Genomic DNA, 13928 nt, shown 5'->3' with positions numbered 1-13928 from the left:
GGCTACGAGCCCTCGGTGCCGGGTGCATCTTCAATCCCCTTACGAACCGAGGTCCGAACATGCACACCCTGGCCATGCACCAGACAATCGCGATGACCGAGCAGGAAACCCACTCCGCGCCTGAGATTCCGTTCAACGTCGACCAAGCCCATCTCGTCGTGCCGTTCCACATCGCGTGCCGCGCAAAGTGCTGCCCGCGCAAGGCTGCGGCGCTCCAGAGGCTCGCTGAGGCCGGCCGCCTGGTGCTGTCCACGACGCATCCGCGGTGAATGGCATGAACGCACAGCCCGACCACAACACGCCAGAGGATCGCCCGTCCGGCACCAGTGACTCGGAGTCCGGTGTCGAAATCCCAGAGTGGGCACCAATTGAGCCGCTTCCGTCGAGCGAGATGGTCCTGGCTGCCATCGCGGGCATGGTGCCGGTAACGGCGACTGACATCCTCGATCCCGCTGGAGAGTTTGTTGAATGCCAACGCCAGTACCGGTTGGCGCTCTCCGTGCTCAGCCAGACGAGTGCATCTGCCGAGCAGATGAAAGAGGCTGCCGCAGAGCTTGTCTCGGCGAAGTCCGATGTCGACATGCTCATCATGGTCATCGACGAATCGGTGGCGGACCGACTGTTGCAGCGTCGAAAGGACCGGCTGCACATGCGGCCGATGGCTGCTCCTGCCGACAGCGCGCCGAACGTCGTGGTGCACACCGAGTCGGTAGGAATGATTGCCGCCCGAATGGCCGAGTTGTGGGAGAGGTTGGTCGCGAAGGCATCCGACCTGGATGAGCTGCCAGAAGCGCACCAGTTGTGCGAGTTGTGTGCGGCCTACGACGTTTTCGCGGCCGAGATCGAATCCGGCCGGCGCCTGCCGCCAGGATTGTGATCCACGATGCGACCAACAAACCCACCGCGCCGCATCCGGCACATCCACATCGAATCGGGCGCGTTGAAGATGGATTACCGGGCGTCGGCGAAGCAAGCGCAGGACGTGGCCGATGAACTGACTGGCAGCGGCTACTCAGGACTCGAGCTGCGGATCACGGTCGACGACAACGTGACCGATGATCTACCCGCGCTTCCCTGCGCCGAACTCTGGGACTGACGATGTTCGCAGACTCATTTCCGCACAGAACATTTGTTCAGGCGGATGGCAAGCTGGCCGAATTCATGTGCCAGGTATCCCTACTGGAGCTGACTCCCGAACGCGCTCGGGAGCTTCGGCACATCCACCGATTCCACCACCCGGACGAGTGCATCGTGCATCTGGAGGTGGCGTATCTGCTGATTTGCGAGGATGGCCACTGAGCGATGGTGTCATTCGTCTGGTTCCTGTGGCCGGGTTCGGTGATCTTCACGGCGGTGCTGAGCTACCGCATTGGGGCCTACTGGAGTTCGGATGACAGTCCTGGGCGGCACCGGGCGGGCATGATGTCGAGCCAAGATGATCCGTGGGATGACGACTTCGTTGAGGACGAGGTTGATCGCCCCCTTCGGCCGTTGCCGCCCCTGCCGGTGCGCTGGTGGAGCGATGAGGACGATACGGAGGTGTTGCCGCAAATTGGGGACGAGTGGCCAGAGCCGTAATCCACTCGCGTGAGAGGAACGACGGTGAAAAAACTGATCTGCGCCTGCTGCTCGTAGATTTTGATGGGGTGATGAGCGACGGGCGGTTCTACGCGACCGAGGACGCGAGGCAGTCCCAGCTTGCAGCGCTGGCCGTGACTTCTTCAACGCGGATGCCCCGACACTGCTCAATGATTGGATGCGGGGCCGACGCACCTATACGGAGGTACATCGGCTTCTGGAGCCGAAAACAGGCTGTTCGGCTGGGGAGTTGGAGGAGCTACTGGTGAGTAGCGGGAAGTGTATGCCGCTCAATGGGCTCATGCTGGCGTATGTGCGGAAGCTCCGCGCGGTCGGGTGACAGTGAGCTTGCTTACGGACACCATGGTCGCGGGCCGGCCGCCCCGCTAGCAGTGGCGCGGCCGAAACCTGCCTGCGAAATGCCGTGAGGGGTCCGGCCGCCGATATGGTCTATCGCCGAAGGAGTCGGCGCCGACCATTCTCGCCGGTTCGAACGTGCCCGGAAATCATTGAGAGTCTCGGTGACCTCCGGCGATCGCACCACCCTTGAGGTGCCTACGGTGCTGCCTGGAATAGCGGGAATCGTTCCGGCATAGCTGCCGCATTTCGGCGCAAGCCGGGAGCAGATCTCCGGTGAGCCGGATGTCCTCGGTGAGCGAGACGGGATTTGAACCCGTTAGTCCGGCGAATTCGCTGGCGATGTGTGTTCGATCACATCGAATTCATGTCATTCGATGTGGGAAACAAGGGATAATCTGTGTGCGGCGGGGGATTATTTCATCGATCTAATTTCCGCTGACGCCATCAATTGCATTCAGGGCCTCTACCACTTCGCCTTCGTAAAATCCTGTTCGATAGCGTGTTTCAAGCTCTCCCAGAGCTTCAAAAGCGGCTCTCAACAGCTTCGGATACACGGCCGCGATCGACTTGGGTAAGTATCTCACGATATCGCTCGGTGATTCGGGTTCTTCCTCGGCGACAGAGGAGCGGCCCAGCGAGGTCGGATCGTTGATTTCCTCATCGAGGATAACGAGCTTGACCCGGGTGGGAGCTGTGATCTGAGATGGCACCGATCGGGCGAGTTGTTTCAGATAATCGCCGTTCTTCGGATTCCATCCCAACTTGACCATCGGTTCTCGGGGCACATTAGCCAGCTCGAATGTTAGCTGCCGAATAACCTGAAAATTTTCTGCGCTGACGAGATGCTCTCGATAACGTCCGAGGTCCGGTGCTGACATCTTCTCCGGGTCCTTCCTGTCAATCCAAGTCATTGTCACAGGCCGTCGAAGTACTCGCGTCCGTCCTTTGGCGTGAACACGGTTCCTCCATCTCCGTCCTCGATGACTACAGCACCTTTCTCCGGATCCCAATATGCCGTTCGGCCCCTGGGTAGATGCTTTACCTCCGTCGGTACCTCGCCGTCGAGGACTTTGCGAACGTACTCGGGAAGTTCCGCGGCGCCTACGCCGGGTACGTAGTGTGAGCCATCTCCCTGCGCGGCACGTCCATTTGCGTGTTCGGCGATCTTCTTCGCGATCTCTTGTGTGATCGGATCGTTCCCGCCAAGGGCTGGCGTCGCTGTAGGGCTGCTGTCGTCGATGAGGGCCTTCATGGCGATGATGGCGGCCAGTTTGGTGAGTGTGGTGGTGAGGTCGGGGACCTTGCCGAAGGCGTCGATGACGCCGACGGCGACGCTCGCAGCCAGGGTGATCTTGAGGATTTGGAAGAGCCGCTTTGTCGTGTAGAGGCCGCGAATGGTGGCGATCGTGTCCTCAACAGCGAGGGCGACACCACCGCCGGCGACCACGAGACTGCCGCCGAAGCTGAAGATCGCTCCGACGATGGCGCCGGTGACCAGCAGCCCGACGGCCCAGGCGAAGGTGGTCATCGCCGTCTTGATGCCTTCGCCGACTTCGACTGTCGAGCTGTGATAGTCCGCAACAGGGGCGGCGACATTGAGGGACGCGGAGGCCAGGAGATCGGCGCTGGACTTCAGTGTCCCGAAGTGTTCCTGGATCTTGGCGCGATTCTCTGCCGCATCCATATCGTCGAACAACGCGGAGATCCCGCCGATCTTGGCCGCAGCTCCGGTGATGGTCGCGTGGTTGGCGAAGGTTTTCCACGTGTCGGCGGCCTTGGAGAGTTTGTCGACGTCACCGTTGGGAAGTTTCCCGAAGGTACTGACGATCTTCGCAGTGAGTTCGTTGAAGAACTCCTCTACGCCACCATTGTGTTTGACGCCGTCGCCGTTGTCGTGGACGGAGGTCGGGATGGTTACCTTGTACTCGGAGACTTGGCGGAGAGTTGGTCGCTGGGGTGTGGCGTTGTCTGCGATCGCGTATTTGTAGCCATTCGCGTAGAGGACGTTGCCGAAGTTGGTGAGGGCGTCGGCCAGGTGTGTGCAGGTCTGCATAGTGTCGCGTGCGTACTGGTCGTACGCTTCGCCCCATTGCTTGCACCCGGGGGCGTCCCCGGCCATGCCTGCACATTCACCCTTGACGGCGTCGTGTACCGGTTTGTCGGTACGACGCAGCTCGGCGGCGAGATCATGGCATTGTTTACCGGCATCGAAGTACGTCTGCCAATTGACGCGCACCAGTTATGCCCCTCGGAGCATCTTCAGGTTTTCCTCGACCGCACTGGTGTAGCCGGTGTGCGCCTTGCGGGCTGCTTCGCTGATATCGCGGACACCTTCGGCGAATTCCCGCGCCCCGACCGACCACTCGCGGTGAGCTTCGGAATAGGCTTGGGCGGCAACACCTTCCCAGCCAGTACCGGCCAGCGTGGCAACCTTGTCGTCGATCGTGTCGAGGTGCTCGGCGATGACGCTCGCGAGTGCGGACAGGCGGATCACGACCTCATCGAGGTGGTCCAAGTCGACCTGGAACTCCTCGGAACTCATGGCAGGTCCAAACTCGAGCTGCTCGCGTTGTACAGGACGGCGGCGTTGCTCCCGTCGAGGTTTTCGTAGGTCGAGGCTGTGACGCCAAGCTTTTCGGCCATCTCGGACAGAGCCGTGATGATCTGGCGGCCGCCGTCACGGATATCGGTCCAGCCGTCGGCGAACTCGCTCGCCAGATTGCCCTTCCATGTTCCGTTGACCAGTGATTCGACATCCTTGGCAGCAGAGTCGAGTGCCGTCCGCAATGCCGTCGATAGCTCATAGACTTGCTCCCCGACCTCACGAACCTTCTCCGGGACCACCGAGAGATTCTGGGTCGATGGCATCCCCCCGTTGCTCATGACCGGCAGCGTACTGAACGTCCGCCCGACCTGTCGAGGGACCCATTGTGCCTATCGGAGGGTGCCGACGCCGATCTTGTGGTGGGCTACAGCTTTGCGGGAAGCGTTGGGGCTCACCAGCGTCGATTCGCCGACCGTGCCGGCATCGCGAATAGCATGGTGACGAAGTGGCGACACCTGGGCGACGCGATCGAGCTGGGTGACAAGTGCCGACATTATGGAGACGATGCTGAGCCGCGCTACACCCGAGCAGCGTGCTCGGTTCATCGCTGTGGTTGAGGCTGATCTCGCCGTTAATCCTTCAGTGGATTCCGTTCGCGTCCAATGGATTCCAAGCATGTGGACAGCTGAGTCAACCTTAGTCACGGATGATTTGATCAGAGAGGGGCTAATTTTGGACCGCCGCCGAGTCGGCCGAGCTCTAGTCGGCGTTGTTGTGGGCGCTCATCTCCTTGAACCCCTGGAACGGTGGCTGCTCCCCGCCCGCGTCACTGCCGTCGGAATCGGGCTTCAGGAGGCGATTGCCCCCAGTAGCGCAGACCAACCCATCCCAAGGCCAGCCGCGGTGCACGCCGCTGCGCAAGGTCACCTTGTGATGGCCGAGCGGTGCTGGGTACGAATCCGCCTACACCGTTTCGGCCGAATCGCTGTGGTTGTGTCGTCAGATGGCCTTGATCGCATACCTTTGGGATATGCGGAAGACCCTGACCAAACCCGCTTCGGAGACCTGCCCCGGATGTGGACAGTCCTTGTTCAGCGATACACCATTCTCAAGGACGAGCAGTTCGGGAAGAAGATCGATACAGCAGAGGTCGGCGGCCCTCATTGCGAGGAGCCCGGATGCGCTCAGCAAGTCGAATGGAAGGATGTGTAGCAACATTCGGCGCTGGACACTACTCCGGGGCTAACCGCAACTCGCGCCGGACATGGCAACTTCCCAGTCAATGCCTCTTGGCGCAAACATGTCGGCCCCCATCTCTACCCTTTTGTACGTGACCACTCCAGGGCTGCCGCACACTCCACCACCAGCAAACCCCCATTTGATTCAGATCAGCGAAGGTCCGCGCCCTGCACGGGAAGTGCTCGGAGCCGTAGCGAAACGCTTCGTCCAGGCCGCTAAGACCGTCAACAAGGCTGCTGCGGGCACCTTCCTGCTCGGTGCCTTCGTTTCCGGATGGCTCGGGCGACACAGCGGCGTGGCAATCGCCGTCGTAATCGGCATCATCCTCGTCGCGGCCGTCTTTCGTAGCCCTCTACCTGGCCGAGTCGAGCTTCCTAACCGAACGGAATGATTTCACTGCTTACCGCGATCGAGCGAACAGGCGGTTCGGCTATACCGACTACGGCCCCAGTGGTTTTGAGATCGCACCGGGCTATGGGACGCCTTTCCATGGTGGGCAGGGAGGGCATGGCGGATACGCGATGGGTAGCGGCAACGCGACAGGTGGACGCGGAGGAAACGGCGGGTTCCCGGGGGGCGGTGGAGGAAACGGCGGCAGTGCAATAGCGATGGGTGGTGATGCCACCGGCGGCGATGGCGGTCATGGCGGCATAGGCGGATTGCCCACATTCCCTCCTCATTGAGTCTGCCCCGCCCTCTCAGGCCGTCGGCAGGCCGTGGGAGGCCGGGAAACGTTCCGAACGAGTGAGAATCACGAAGAAGGTTCTGCACAGCTCAGCGGAGGTTTTGCAATCTTCGCCCAGTTCACTGGAATCCGGCTACAAGATCCTCGACATCTTCGGATTGGAGCATCCGCTATTTCGACGAACGCTCCATGCCTTCTATACGCATCATTAGATCCATGGAGGTCTCCGACCGGCGCCGTTGAAGAACGCGAGGCAGGCACCGAGTACCAACACCGCTTGGCTCCAATCAGTTAGCCATCCAGCAATGCCAGCGACAGCAACACTGATCCCCATCGCAACCGCGGGGTGAACTCTTGGAGCAGAATCAGGCTCCTCCGGCTGGGGCTGGCTCTGTACGGGAACATTCGAAGAAGGCATGATGGTCCTGTCCGTGGTTTGGAAATTGTCGTGGACGCGCTGCGCCTACCTGTTCGCTTCAGGTAGGCGCAGCACCCTCCTTGGCGGGTCATCAATTGCCAAGCAGGCCAGTGCCATTGGACCACGTCCGAGTCGTCTCGCCAATCTCCTGCCGCCTCGAACAACTCCGTGACGTGATGGGGGGAGATACATTTCTGGCGGGGGGAAACGATTCCGGTGTAGGGGGATACGTTTCCGGAAAAGGGGGAAAGCTCGCGACTTGGGATAACTCAGTTCCACTCTCGGGGGGAGTGGATTTTCGGTATGGACCTCCCCAGTGAACTATTGGGACGCTTTCAGCCGGAAAGTCCGGTCGTATTGATTCCTTCGTGGATTCGCGAAGACAAGCCCATCGACGGTAAACAGAGCACTGGTGGTTTTCCTCGAGAGCGGTACGAGAGGACTCTCTCGCGTATTCGTCCGTACGCGCCAGAGTCGGTCGTTGCTGTCTTGGCGCCCGAAATTGCCTTCTGGGGTTCGAGGACAGGCGAGATGCGAGCGGAGATTGCGGCTCATTGGGACGTGACCGCGGCCATCTATGTCGAAGGGGTCTTGCCGAACATAAGTCACCGGATGATAGTTAGCGCGATAGTTCTGCGGGCGAAGGGTGATCCGGCACCGCCGCTGAGGATGTTCCAGATCCCGAGGAACGCAGTGGCTGAAGCGGTGAGAGCGGACTTTGTACGCTTGCTCAAGCGGAGCGGGGGCCGCGGCGAGTTTGGTTACGTCTTGCGAAATGCGCCTCAGCCGCAGGTGGGGCTCGACTTCGATCGGGACGATCCGGCGATCAAGACACGCAAAGAGGGCCTGTCGGGATTTGGTGGTGTTGTCGCATTGGGTAATCTGTATCAGTTCGGGAATCCGCTGCGGCAGCGTCAGCTGATGACGGAGTGGCGTTGCGAACGCACTGATTCGGGTGCTGTCCGGATTCTCGGTGGTCGCGATGTCGGGCGGGACGGGCACGTCGCTGCTCCGCGTGAGGAGTCGATGTGGGGTCAGCCACCTGAACATTTTCACGTGGCCGTCGGCGATGTTCTGATACGCAGCATGTATGCGCCGGGTTACGACGGAGGGCTGATACTCGCCACAGTCAAGTCGGAGGACCTACCGGCTGCAGCGGTGGACTCAGTGTTGATTCTGCAGCCGCGCGAGGATCTTTCTGCCTTGCAAGCAGACTTTGCGATGAGATTCTTGCGTACCCCACTTGCCCTGACACTGTTAAACCGCAGACGTGTGACTGTCACCCGTCAAGGGCTTGCCCAGCTGGTCGTTCCGCAGCCAGATGAGGATCTGGCAGATGCATTGGACGGGTTGACGGTCGTCAAGGAGCGTCTTGAACATTGGCGTGCACAAGCAGACGACATTCTTGGGTCAGTGTTCCTCGATGAGAATCCCGTCGATGCCCGCGCCCGAGTAATCGAATCAGGTCGAACGTTGCGGATGAGAGTTGAGGCCGGCTCATTGCTGGACGACCTTGGGTATACAGTCCGCACGCGATTTCCATATCCGGTCGCTGCTCGTTGGCGGATGGCAGAGGCGCTGCAGAGCGCGGCGCCGTCGATGGAAGCTTACGGAGCGATTCTCGATACAACGGAAATTCTGCTGTGCTATGGCGCGCTGCTCGCGTTGGCACTGACCCGGGAAGCGGGAGTTGAGCTCGGTTCTGCCAACGACATCCGGACTAAGCTACGCGGGGGCCGGACCGGTCCGGGGATGGGCGAGTGGGTAGCGGTGCTGAACGAGCTCGCCACCAGTAGGAGGCTTCGGTCGTTGACACCTTCGAACCCGCTCGGTGATTTGCGGAGCATGCTCGCTGAGAAGGACGTTGAGGCCGCACGCCAACGCCTAACACAGCGTCGGAACGACGAAGCCCACATGCGTGGTGTCGATCCGATCGATCTTCCTGACGCAGTTCATGAGGCAGGGGAGGACTTGAGGCGGCTTCTCGAGGCTGCCCGCTTCCTGACGGACTGGCCGCTGGTTCATGTGACCGGGGTGCGGTGGGACTCGTTGATACGGACTTCGTATGTTGAGTATCGCGAACTCATGGGTGATCATCCGATCGTCCCAACCAGCAGCGAGCACCAGCCGAACAGCGAACTGGAGGTCGGCAGTCTCTACCTACGCGGCCACGAACGGCGGCTCCACTTGCTGAGGCCTTTCCTGGTTGGACGCCCCTGTCCCGTGTGTCGGACGTGGTCGACATTCCACATCGACCGAGCCCCCAAGGGAACGGTTGTGTTGAAAAGTCTTGAGCATGGCCACATATGTGAGGACCGAACGCTCGTCGACGCTGCACGAATCGGTGGTGTGCTGTAACAGATCAGTAGTTGATGAATTCGCCAAAATCCCTCATCGATCCAAGAGCTGAAATCCCTTGCGTTGCAATATGGTTAGACTCTTCCAGCCTCTCGAAGGGGCGTGACCCACTACACCCGCCGACTTCACCGGCGCAAGTTGCTGATCGTGGGGAGAAGCGACCATGCCTGTTGGTTTGCTATACATTAGCCTCATTGGAAATCGAACGCGAGACGCATCAATGCTCCTGTTCTGCTGGCGATTTGATCGCGGCGAGGTTGGCCTTGATCCCGGATTCGAATTCACGCAGCCGGACGAAAACGATCTTCTGTTCCTTGTCCAGCATCCAGCATCGAGGCGATCGCCATGCCCAGCCTCGACGGAGCCGGTCCGATCTGCGCTGTCGGTGTTTAGTGTCCGTGCGGCAGGCAGACAGACACCACCTCGAAAACTGTTGGTCGGTGGGCAAACCGGCGCGGACGGCCGGGTACGGACTGATGTCCGCCCCGAACTGTCCGGTACTTCCTCCATAACGCCGACGGCACATCAACCCGTCTCGCGCACCCGATTAACTGAGATAGCTAAGGATTTCACCATCTGGATGCCGACGGTCGCGTTGCTCGGCCACCCGCCTGAGTGGCTGGATCGAGATAGTGTTGGAGGCAACACCCAACCCGCCGCTGGACCAATCTATGCCTTTGCGCCCGCCGACGAGCAGCCAGGTAGTTTGGTTGAACAGCCTCGTACAATGGGGGATTCGCGGTAAACAGGAAGAAACCTGTCGGTGTTCTCGGATAAGCTGTAGGTGAGGTTTTGGCGTTAGTCGCTAATACATTCCAAGCCGCAATGCTGAAACATATGTGACGTAGGGAGGGAAGGCGGTGCCGACTCGCCGGCGCGAGCAACGGACCGGGGATGCAGGCGAGACCCTTGTCCGGGGAATTGTCGATAGTCATCGCTCGTGGGTCTGTCGCACTCAGGATCGAGACTTCGGCGTCGACTTGGAGGCAGAGTTCGCCCCGGGCGATGACGATCGCCAGAAACTGACAGGAAAGTTGCTAAAACTGCAGGTGAAGGCCAGTCAGAGCTGGAGAACCAGCTATGGTCGGCTTGCGGTTCAACTCGATCGCGACTACCTCGATTACGTTGCACAATTTCGGCTGCCGGTGATCCTGGTCGCTGTGGACCTGGCAGCAGAAACCGCATGCTGGGTGTGGTTGCAAGCTTGGCTGTTGGACAACGAATTACGGCTCGCCGCAACCCAATCCGACCAGGTCACGGTACATGTGCCCCGGGATCAGACCCTCGATACAGGCCTGCATGGTCAGTGGTGCCGGATTGCAACGGGGAGTGATCCGGTGTCCACCGTGCTGGCGCTGCGGGAAACCGTAACCGCTGCAAGAGCTTCGCGGAACAATCAGCTTCTGGAAGGAACACTCGCGTTGCTGGATCTCGTAGATCCGGCGGCGCGGACTTGGACCGTTGAGAAGGCCATCGACGCGCTGACGGCTCTCGGGTCGAATGCCGCTAGATGGCAGGCATCGGCGCTTGAGCCGCACCTTATGGCCATTGTTGACCGCTTCGGGTACGCGCTGACCGCTGATCAGGTCCTCCGTTTGGTGATGCGCGATGACCTGTACTCGCGGGCAGGCCTGGCCGGTCTCGGTCGGTTGTACGACCAATGGCCCGAGCATGCGCACAGCCTCGGCCTTCGGGACCGGTTCATCGAAGCGGGCGCCGAAGTCATCGCTTGGTACTGCGAGATGCGGCACCGCCATCACGACCGTAGGTCATTTGAGCTGGTCACTGACGCTGCGGCAGGCAGACTGGGGTCAATGCAGTTCCTAGACCTGGTTCTGAACACAGACGACCTTCTGCACACCTTCCTTAATCGCGGCGACTCGGCGTTGCTTGATCATCTAGTCCTCGTCGAACCTCCTGGTGAGTCTGGAGGCCAGGTCGAGACGTCCAGTTCGGCCTGACCTCTCTGCCCGGAGATGCGACGTTGCGGCTCCGCTGATCGCACCTGAATCGCACTGTTAGCCAACAGAAATAGCAACGGTTCGGTATTCTCGATCTATCGGGCCAGGGTGGCATCGTCGGCCCGCAGGGGTGGGGGAGGCCCGCGGCGATCTGCTCCAAGGTCACCTTGGCATCACGGTTGCGAGCGACACGGACGATGTCCCCACGGAACTCACGAGGATCCTGCTTGGGCGCAGTGACATCCTTCCAGCCCGCCCGAAGGGCAAGCCAACTCGGTTGTCACCTATCCGTGCAGCAGTCCCATCTTTGCTCACCAACCGATTTGCGCGACCTACGGTCGAGTGGCCCCGATGAGTGGTGGCCTGCATTGTGATCTCGCGCCCCTCAAGCGCCAAAGGCGCTCCTACGTCGCGTCGGCACGCCGACGGGCAGAGCCCACCCGTCACCTCCACAGCGGCAAGTGGCCTCCAGACTCCTTCTGGAGGCCAGTATCTCGCCTTGCCATCGCTGAGGCTGGTGTCGGTGAGCGGTCCCCGACGACGAGACCACCTTGATCCCGTTATCGGGGACCGGTCAGTGGGGTGGCGTTCGTTTGGGTGCTGGCCAACGAGCTCACGGATGGAAGCAGACAGTAGGCGTGGAAGTGATGACGCCAGCCTGCAGTTATGTTCTGTCGGTATGCCTGTCGTTGCCGATGTCAAATTCGATCAAGGCAAGCCGCGACGTGCGCGTCAGTGACACGGCGATCAGATAAGATCCCTCCTACATACGCGAGCCTGGCTGTGGTACTGCCAGGAGGGGGAACTGCACACTAGGATGTGAATTTAATTTGACTATTATCCTGAGTAGCGCTGCCCTGATCGTATCAATAACCGCAATCGCCGTGTCATCAGTCTTGGCCATCCGGCAACAACGTTTGTCGCGAAGGGCGAATCATATTCCGACCATGGCGAACATCATGGCCGAGTTCAGATCTGCGAAGTTCCATGAGCACCACAGACTTATTGCGACGCTTCCGCCGCCCGTCGACGTGACATCGGGTTTCTCCGACCTTCCGTCCGAAACGCGTGAAGCTTTCTTCAATATCGTCTATTTCTATCAAATGCTCGTCACGCAGATCGCCATCGGAGTTCTCGACGAGGATATAATGCTCGCGCAAGTGCGATCGCGACTAGTATCCATCTGGGATGCGTCCGAGCCGTACATTAGAGCTGAACGGGCAAATAACCCTTACGGCGACAAACATATGTTGAGCCTGCTCGAATACTATGCAAACCGTGCGCGCGAGCTTCCTGAAGCCTCCGCTCAGGCGATCCTCGTCCGAACTCTTAGAACATCTGCGGCACCAAACACATGAACACTGGTTCGTATGCTCTCAGCTGCAAGAAGGTTCGGGTCACGATCGCACCCCAATGTCTCACAAGCCGGTGCATGACCAGTCATCGACTATTCACTCGGCTGGTTTTTGAACGGCGTTTCTCTGGTCTCGCCTTTCACGCAGGTCTGCTACCAAGATATCCAGCTCTTCATAAACTGTGTTGTTGTTGAGTCGTCTCCGCTCGGTCTCCATCCACTCCCTGAAGGTTTCGTAAGCTCGAATGATTCGGCTGCCGATAGTGCGGCTTACCACCTCGCCATCAAAGATCCTCATATTCACGGCCGCTGCAAGATACTCGAGGTAGCCAAAATATGAGGTCAACTGGTGAAACTCGGCGCTGGCTACGACCGACGCCTTGGCCGCGAAGGAGGTGTCTTGGTGCATCGCGCTATACAGCTCATGCTGCCGTTGGATTGTTGACGTTATGTAATTGACGGTTGCGCGTTGCCGCTGGCGTTGGTTCTCTTCCTGGGTTTCTCGTATGAGCCTAGCCAGCCCAGCGACCGCTACCAGAAGCGTTACGGCTGGGACGATTGCAAGCAGCGCGTTCATAGTCCAATGATCGTAGGTGCGGCGCCGAAATCTGACCGGTTCCCGCAAGCCCGCTCTGCCATCTACGCACCCGCCAGGCATGCATGCGAACTCTCGCTATCCGACCGCTGCGAGCCTCGCTTCGCTGACTGGCCTGCTGGCCTTGCGAGGTAGCGGAGTGACAACGGCGAGTGGTCTTGGACCCGCTACCTCCGCAGAATCGAGTTGCACCACAGGGCGATCCGAGTTACCCAGAGGTTATCTAGTCCACCGATAGGGCCTTAGGTCACTAAGTTCGCAATCAGTTGGCAGACGATTCGCACTGCGCACCAAGGCATTTCAGCGCATACTGGTCCGGTGTCAGTTGCACTCGGGGTGGCGGCAATCGTAGTTTCACTCATTACTGTTGCGTATCAAGTCCGGAACAATCGGCGTCATGCACGTGATCGTCATCGCGCGGAACTCATTGCTGCGGCCTTCTTCGATCTTTACGGCGGCTGGGCGTTGAACCGTCGCAGTCAGATCGAACCTGTCAATCTGGATCTACTCCGGACCAGCGCGGCGCAGTTCTACCAGGCTGCGTTCCGGCTCAGCGCCTTGATCGACGGACCCGCTTTGGAACAGCTCAAGAGATTCTTGGCTGGAGGCCTCGGAGACCGCACACCGGGCGATGAGTCGATGGAGGCACTGTGGGCGTTGCACTGCACGGTCACCGAAACGCTTGGCTACCGTAGGGCTTCGGAGCGCGATGAGATCAGGGATATGTTCTGGCGCAGCGGTCGCAACGTGCCTGCTGTCCTCCTGGGCTCGATCGAGCCGACATCGTTCACGGAGCTCTTCGACGCATTGTCAGCGAGACAGCAGTAGGTGTGAG

The 13928-nt window shown here is 59.9% G+C and carries 16 protein-coding genes and 1 pseudogene; 9 read left to right on the top strand and 8 right to left on the bottom strand.

What is annotated here, in order from left to right; genetic code table 11:
- The first annotated feature begins 59 nt into the window (after positions 1–59).
- The 4 genes from ACQP0C_RS27750 (at position 60) to ACQP0C_RS27735 (ending at position 1578) form a co-directional block, all read left to right on the top strand.
- Positions 60–269: a hypothetical protein gene (locus ACQP0C_RS27750; RefSeq protein WP_433724590.1), complete on the top strand. Its 210-nt coding sequence runs from the start codon at positions 60–62 to the stop codon at positions 267–269.
- Between the two features lie 5 nt (positions 270–274).
- Complete coding sequence (locus ACQP0C_RS27745; RefSeq protein ID WP_433724588.1) at positions 275–877, top strand: hypothetical protein; 603 nt, start codon at positions 275–277, stop codon at positions 875–877.
- Between the two features lie 6 nt (positions 878–883).
- Entirely contained in the window at positions 884–1096 is a 213-nt protein-coding gene (locus tag ACQP0C_RS27740) for a hypothetical protein (protein ID WP_433724586.1), read from the top strand.
- A gap of 206 nt (positions 1097–1302) precedes the next feature.
- Positions 1303–1578, top strand: a complete 276-nt coding sequence (locus ACQP0C_RS27735) for a hypothetical protein (RefSeq protein WP_433724584.1) — start codon at positions 1303–1305, stop codon at positions 1576–1578.
- A gap of 785 nt (positions 1579–2363) precedes the next feature.
- Here the strand turns inward: ACQP0C_RS27735 and ACQP0C_RS27730 are convergent.
- The 6 genes from ACQP0C_RS27730 to ACQP0C_RS27705 form a co-directional block, all read right to left on the bottom strand.
- Positions 2364–2816, bottom strand: coding sequence for a hypothetical protein (locus ACQP0C_RS27730; RefSeq protein WP_433724582.1), 453 nt, complete (start codon positions 2814–2816; stop codon positions 2364–2366).
- Positions 2817–2851: 35 nt separating this feature from the next.
- On the bottom strand, positions 2852–4174 hold the full coding sequence (locus ACQP0C_RS27725; protein ID WP_433724580.1) for a hypothetical protein: 1323 nt from the start codon (positions 4172–4174) through the stop codon (positions 2852–2854).
- A gap of 3 nt (positions 4175–4177) precedes the next feature.
- Complete coding sequence (locus ACQP0C_RS27720) at positions 4178–4480, bottom strand: WXG100 family type VII secretion target (RefSeq protein WP_433724578.1); 303 nt, start codon at positions 4478–4480, stop codon at positions 4178–4180.
- Entirely contained in the window at positions 4477–4821 is a 345-nt protein-coding gene (locus tag ACQP0C_RS27715; RefSeq protein WP_433724576.1) for an ESX-1 secretion-associated protein, read from the bottom strand. The genes ACQP0C_RS27720 and ACQP0C_RS27715 overlap by 4 nt, the downstream gene beginning before the upstream one ends.
- Positions 4822–4872: 51 nt before the next feature.
- Positions 4873–5037 (bottom strand): hypothetical protein, encoded by a 165-nt coding sequence (locus ACQP0C_RS27710; protein ID WP_433724574.1) that lies wholly within the window; start codon positions 5035–5037, stop codon positions 4873–4875.
- A 205-nt stretch (positions 5038–5242) separates the two neighbouring features.
- Positions 5243–5410, bottom strand: a complete 168-nt coding sequence (locus tag ACQP0C_RS27705) for a hypothetical protein (protein WP_433724572.1) — start codon at positions 5408–5410, stop codon at positions 5243–5245.
- A 403-nt stretch (positions 5411–5813) separates the two neighbouring features.
- Between ACQP0C_RS27705 and ACQP0C_RS27700 the strand changes: the two genes are divergently transcribed.
- Entirely contained in the window at positions 5814–6113 is a 300-nt protein-coding gene (locus ACQP0C_RS27700; protein WP_433724570.1) for a hypothetical protein, read from the top strand.
- 1405 nt (positions 6114–7518) lie between these two features.
- On the top strand, positions 7519–9183 hold the full coding sequence (locus tag ACQP0C_RS27695) for a hypothetical protein (RefSeq protein WP_433724569.1): 1665 nt from the start codon (positions 7519–7521) through the stop codon (positions 9181–9183).
- A 217-nt stretch (positions 9184–9400) separates the two neighbouring features.
- On the opposite strand, the pseudogene ACQP0C_RS27690 reads toward ACQP0C_RS27695, so the two are convergent.
- Positions 9401–9508, bottom strand: a pseudogene (locus ACQP0C_RS27690) (SRPBCC family protein); the annotation flags it as partial.
- Positions 9509–10043: 535 nt separating this feature from the next.
- Here ACQP0C_RS27690 and ACQP0C_RS27685 point away from each other — a divergent pair.
- Positions 10044–11144 carry a DUF4365 domain-containing protein gene (locus ACQP0C_RS27685; RefSeq protein WP_433724567.1) on the top strand — a complete coding sequence of 367 codons (1101 nt, stop codon included), beginning with the start codon at positions 10044–10046 and terminating at the stop codon, positions 11142–11144.
- Positions 11145–12028: 884 nt separating this feature from the next.
- A complete protein-coding gene (locus ACQP0C_RS27680) occupies positions 12029–12502 on the top strand; it encodes a DUF4760 domain-containing protein (protein ID WP_433734674.1) in 474 nt (157 codons plus the stop codon).
- A gap of 93 nt (positions 12503–12595) precedes the next feature.
- On the opposite strand, the gene ACQP0C_RS27675 is transcribed toward ACQP0C_RS27680, so the two are convergent.
- Positions 12596–13075: a DUF4760 domain-containing protein gene (locus tag ACQP0C_RS27675; protein WP_433724565.1), complete on the bottom strand. Its 480-nt coding sequence runs from the start codon at positions 13073–13075 to the stop codon at positions 12596–12598.
- 336 nt (positions 13076–13411) lie between these two features.
- Here ACQP0C_RS27675 and ACQP0C_RS27670 point away from each other — a divergent pair, with 336 nt between their 5' ends.
- The gene (locus tag ACQP0C_RS27670) at positions 13412–13921 is read left to right on the top strand and encodes a hypothetical protein (RefSeq protein ID WP_433724563.1); all 510 of its coding nucleotides are present in this window, start codon (positions 13412–13414) and stop codon (positions 13919–13921) included.
- The last annotated feature ends 7 nt before the right edge of the window (positions 13922–13928 follow it).

It is taken from the genome of Nocardia sp. CA-129566, assembly GCF_050956075.1.
In the GTDB taxonomy this organism is placed as follows: domain Bacteria; phylum Actinomycetota; class Actinomycetes; order Mycobacteriales; family Mycobacteriaceae; genus Nocardia.
This window is presented reverse-complemented; position numbering and strand designations above follow the sequence as displayed.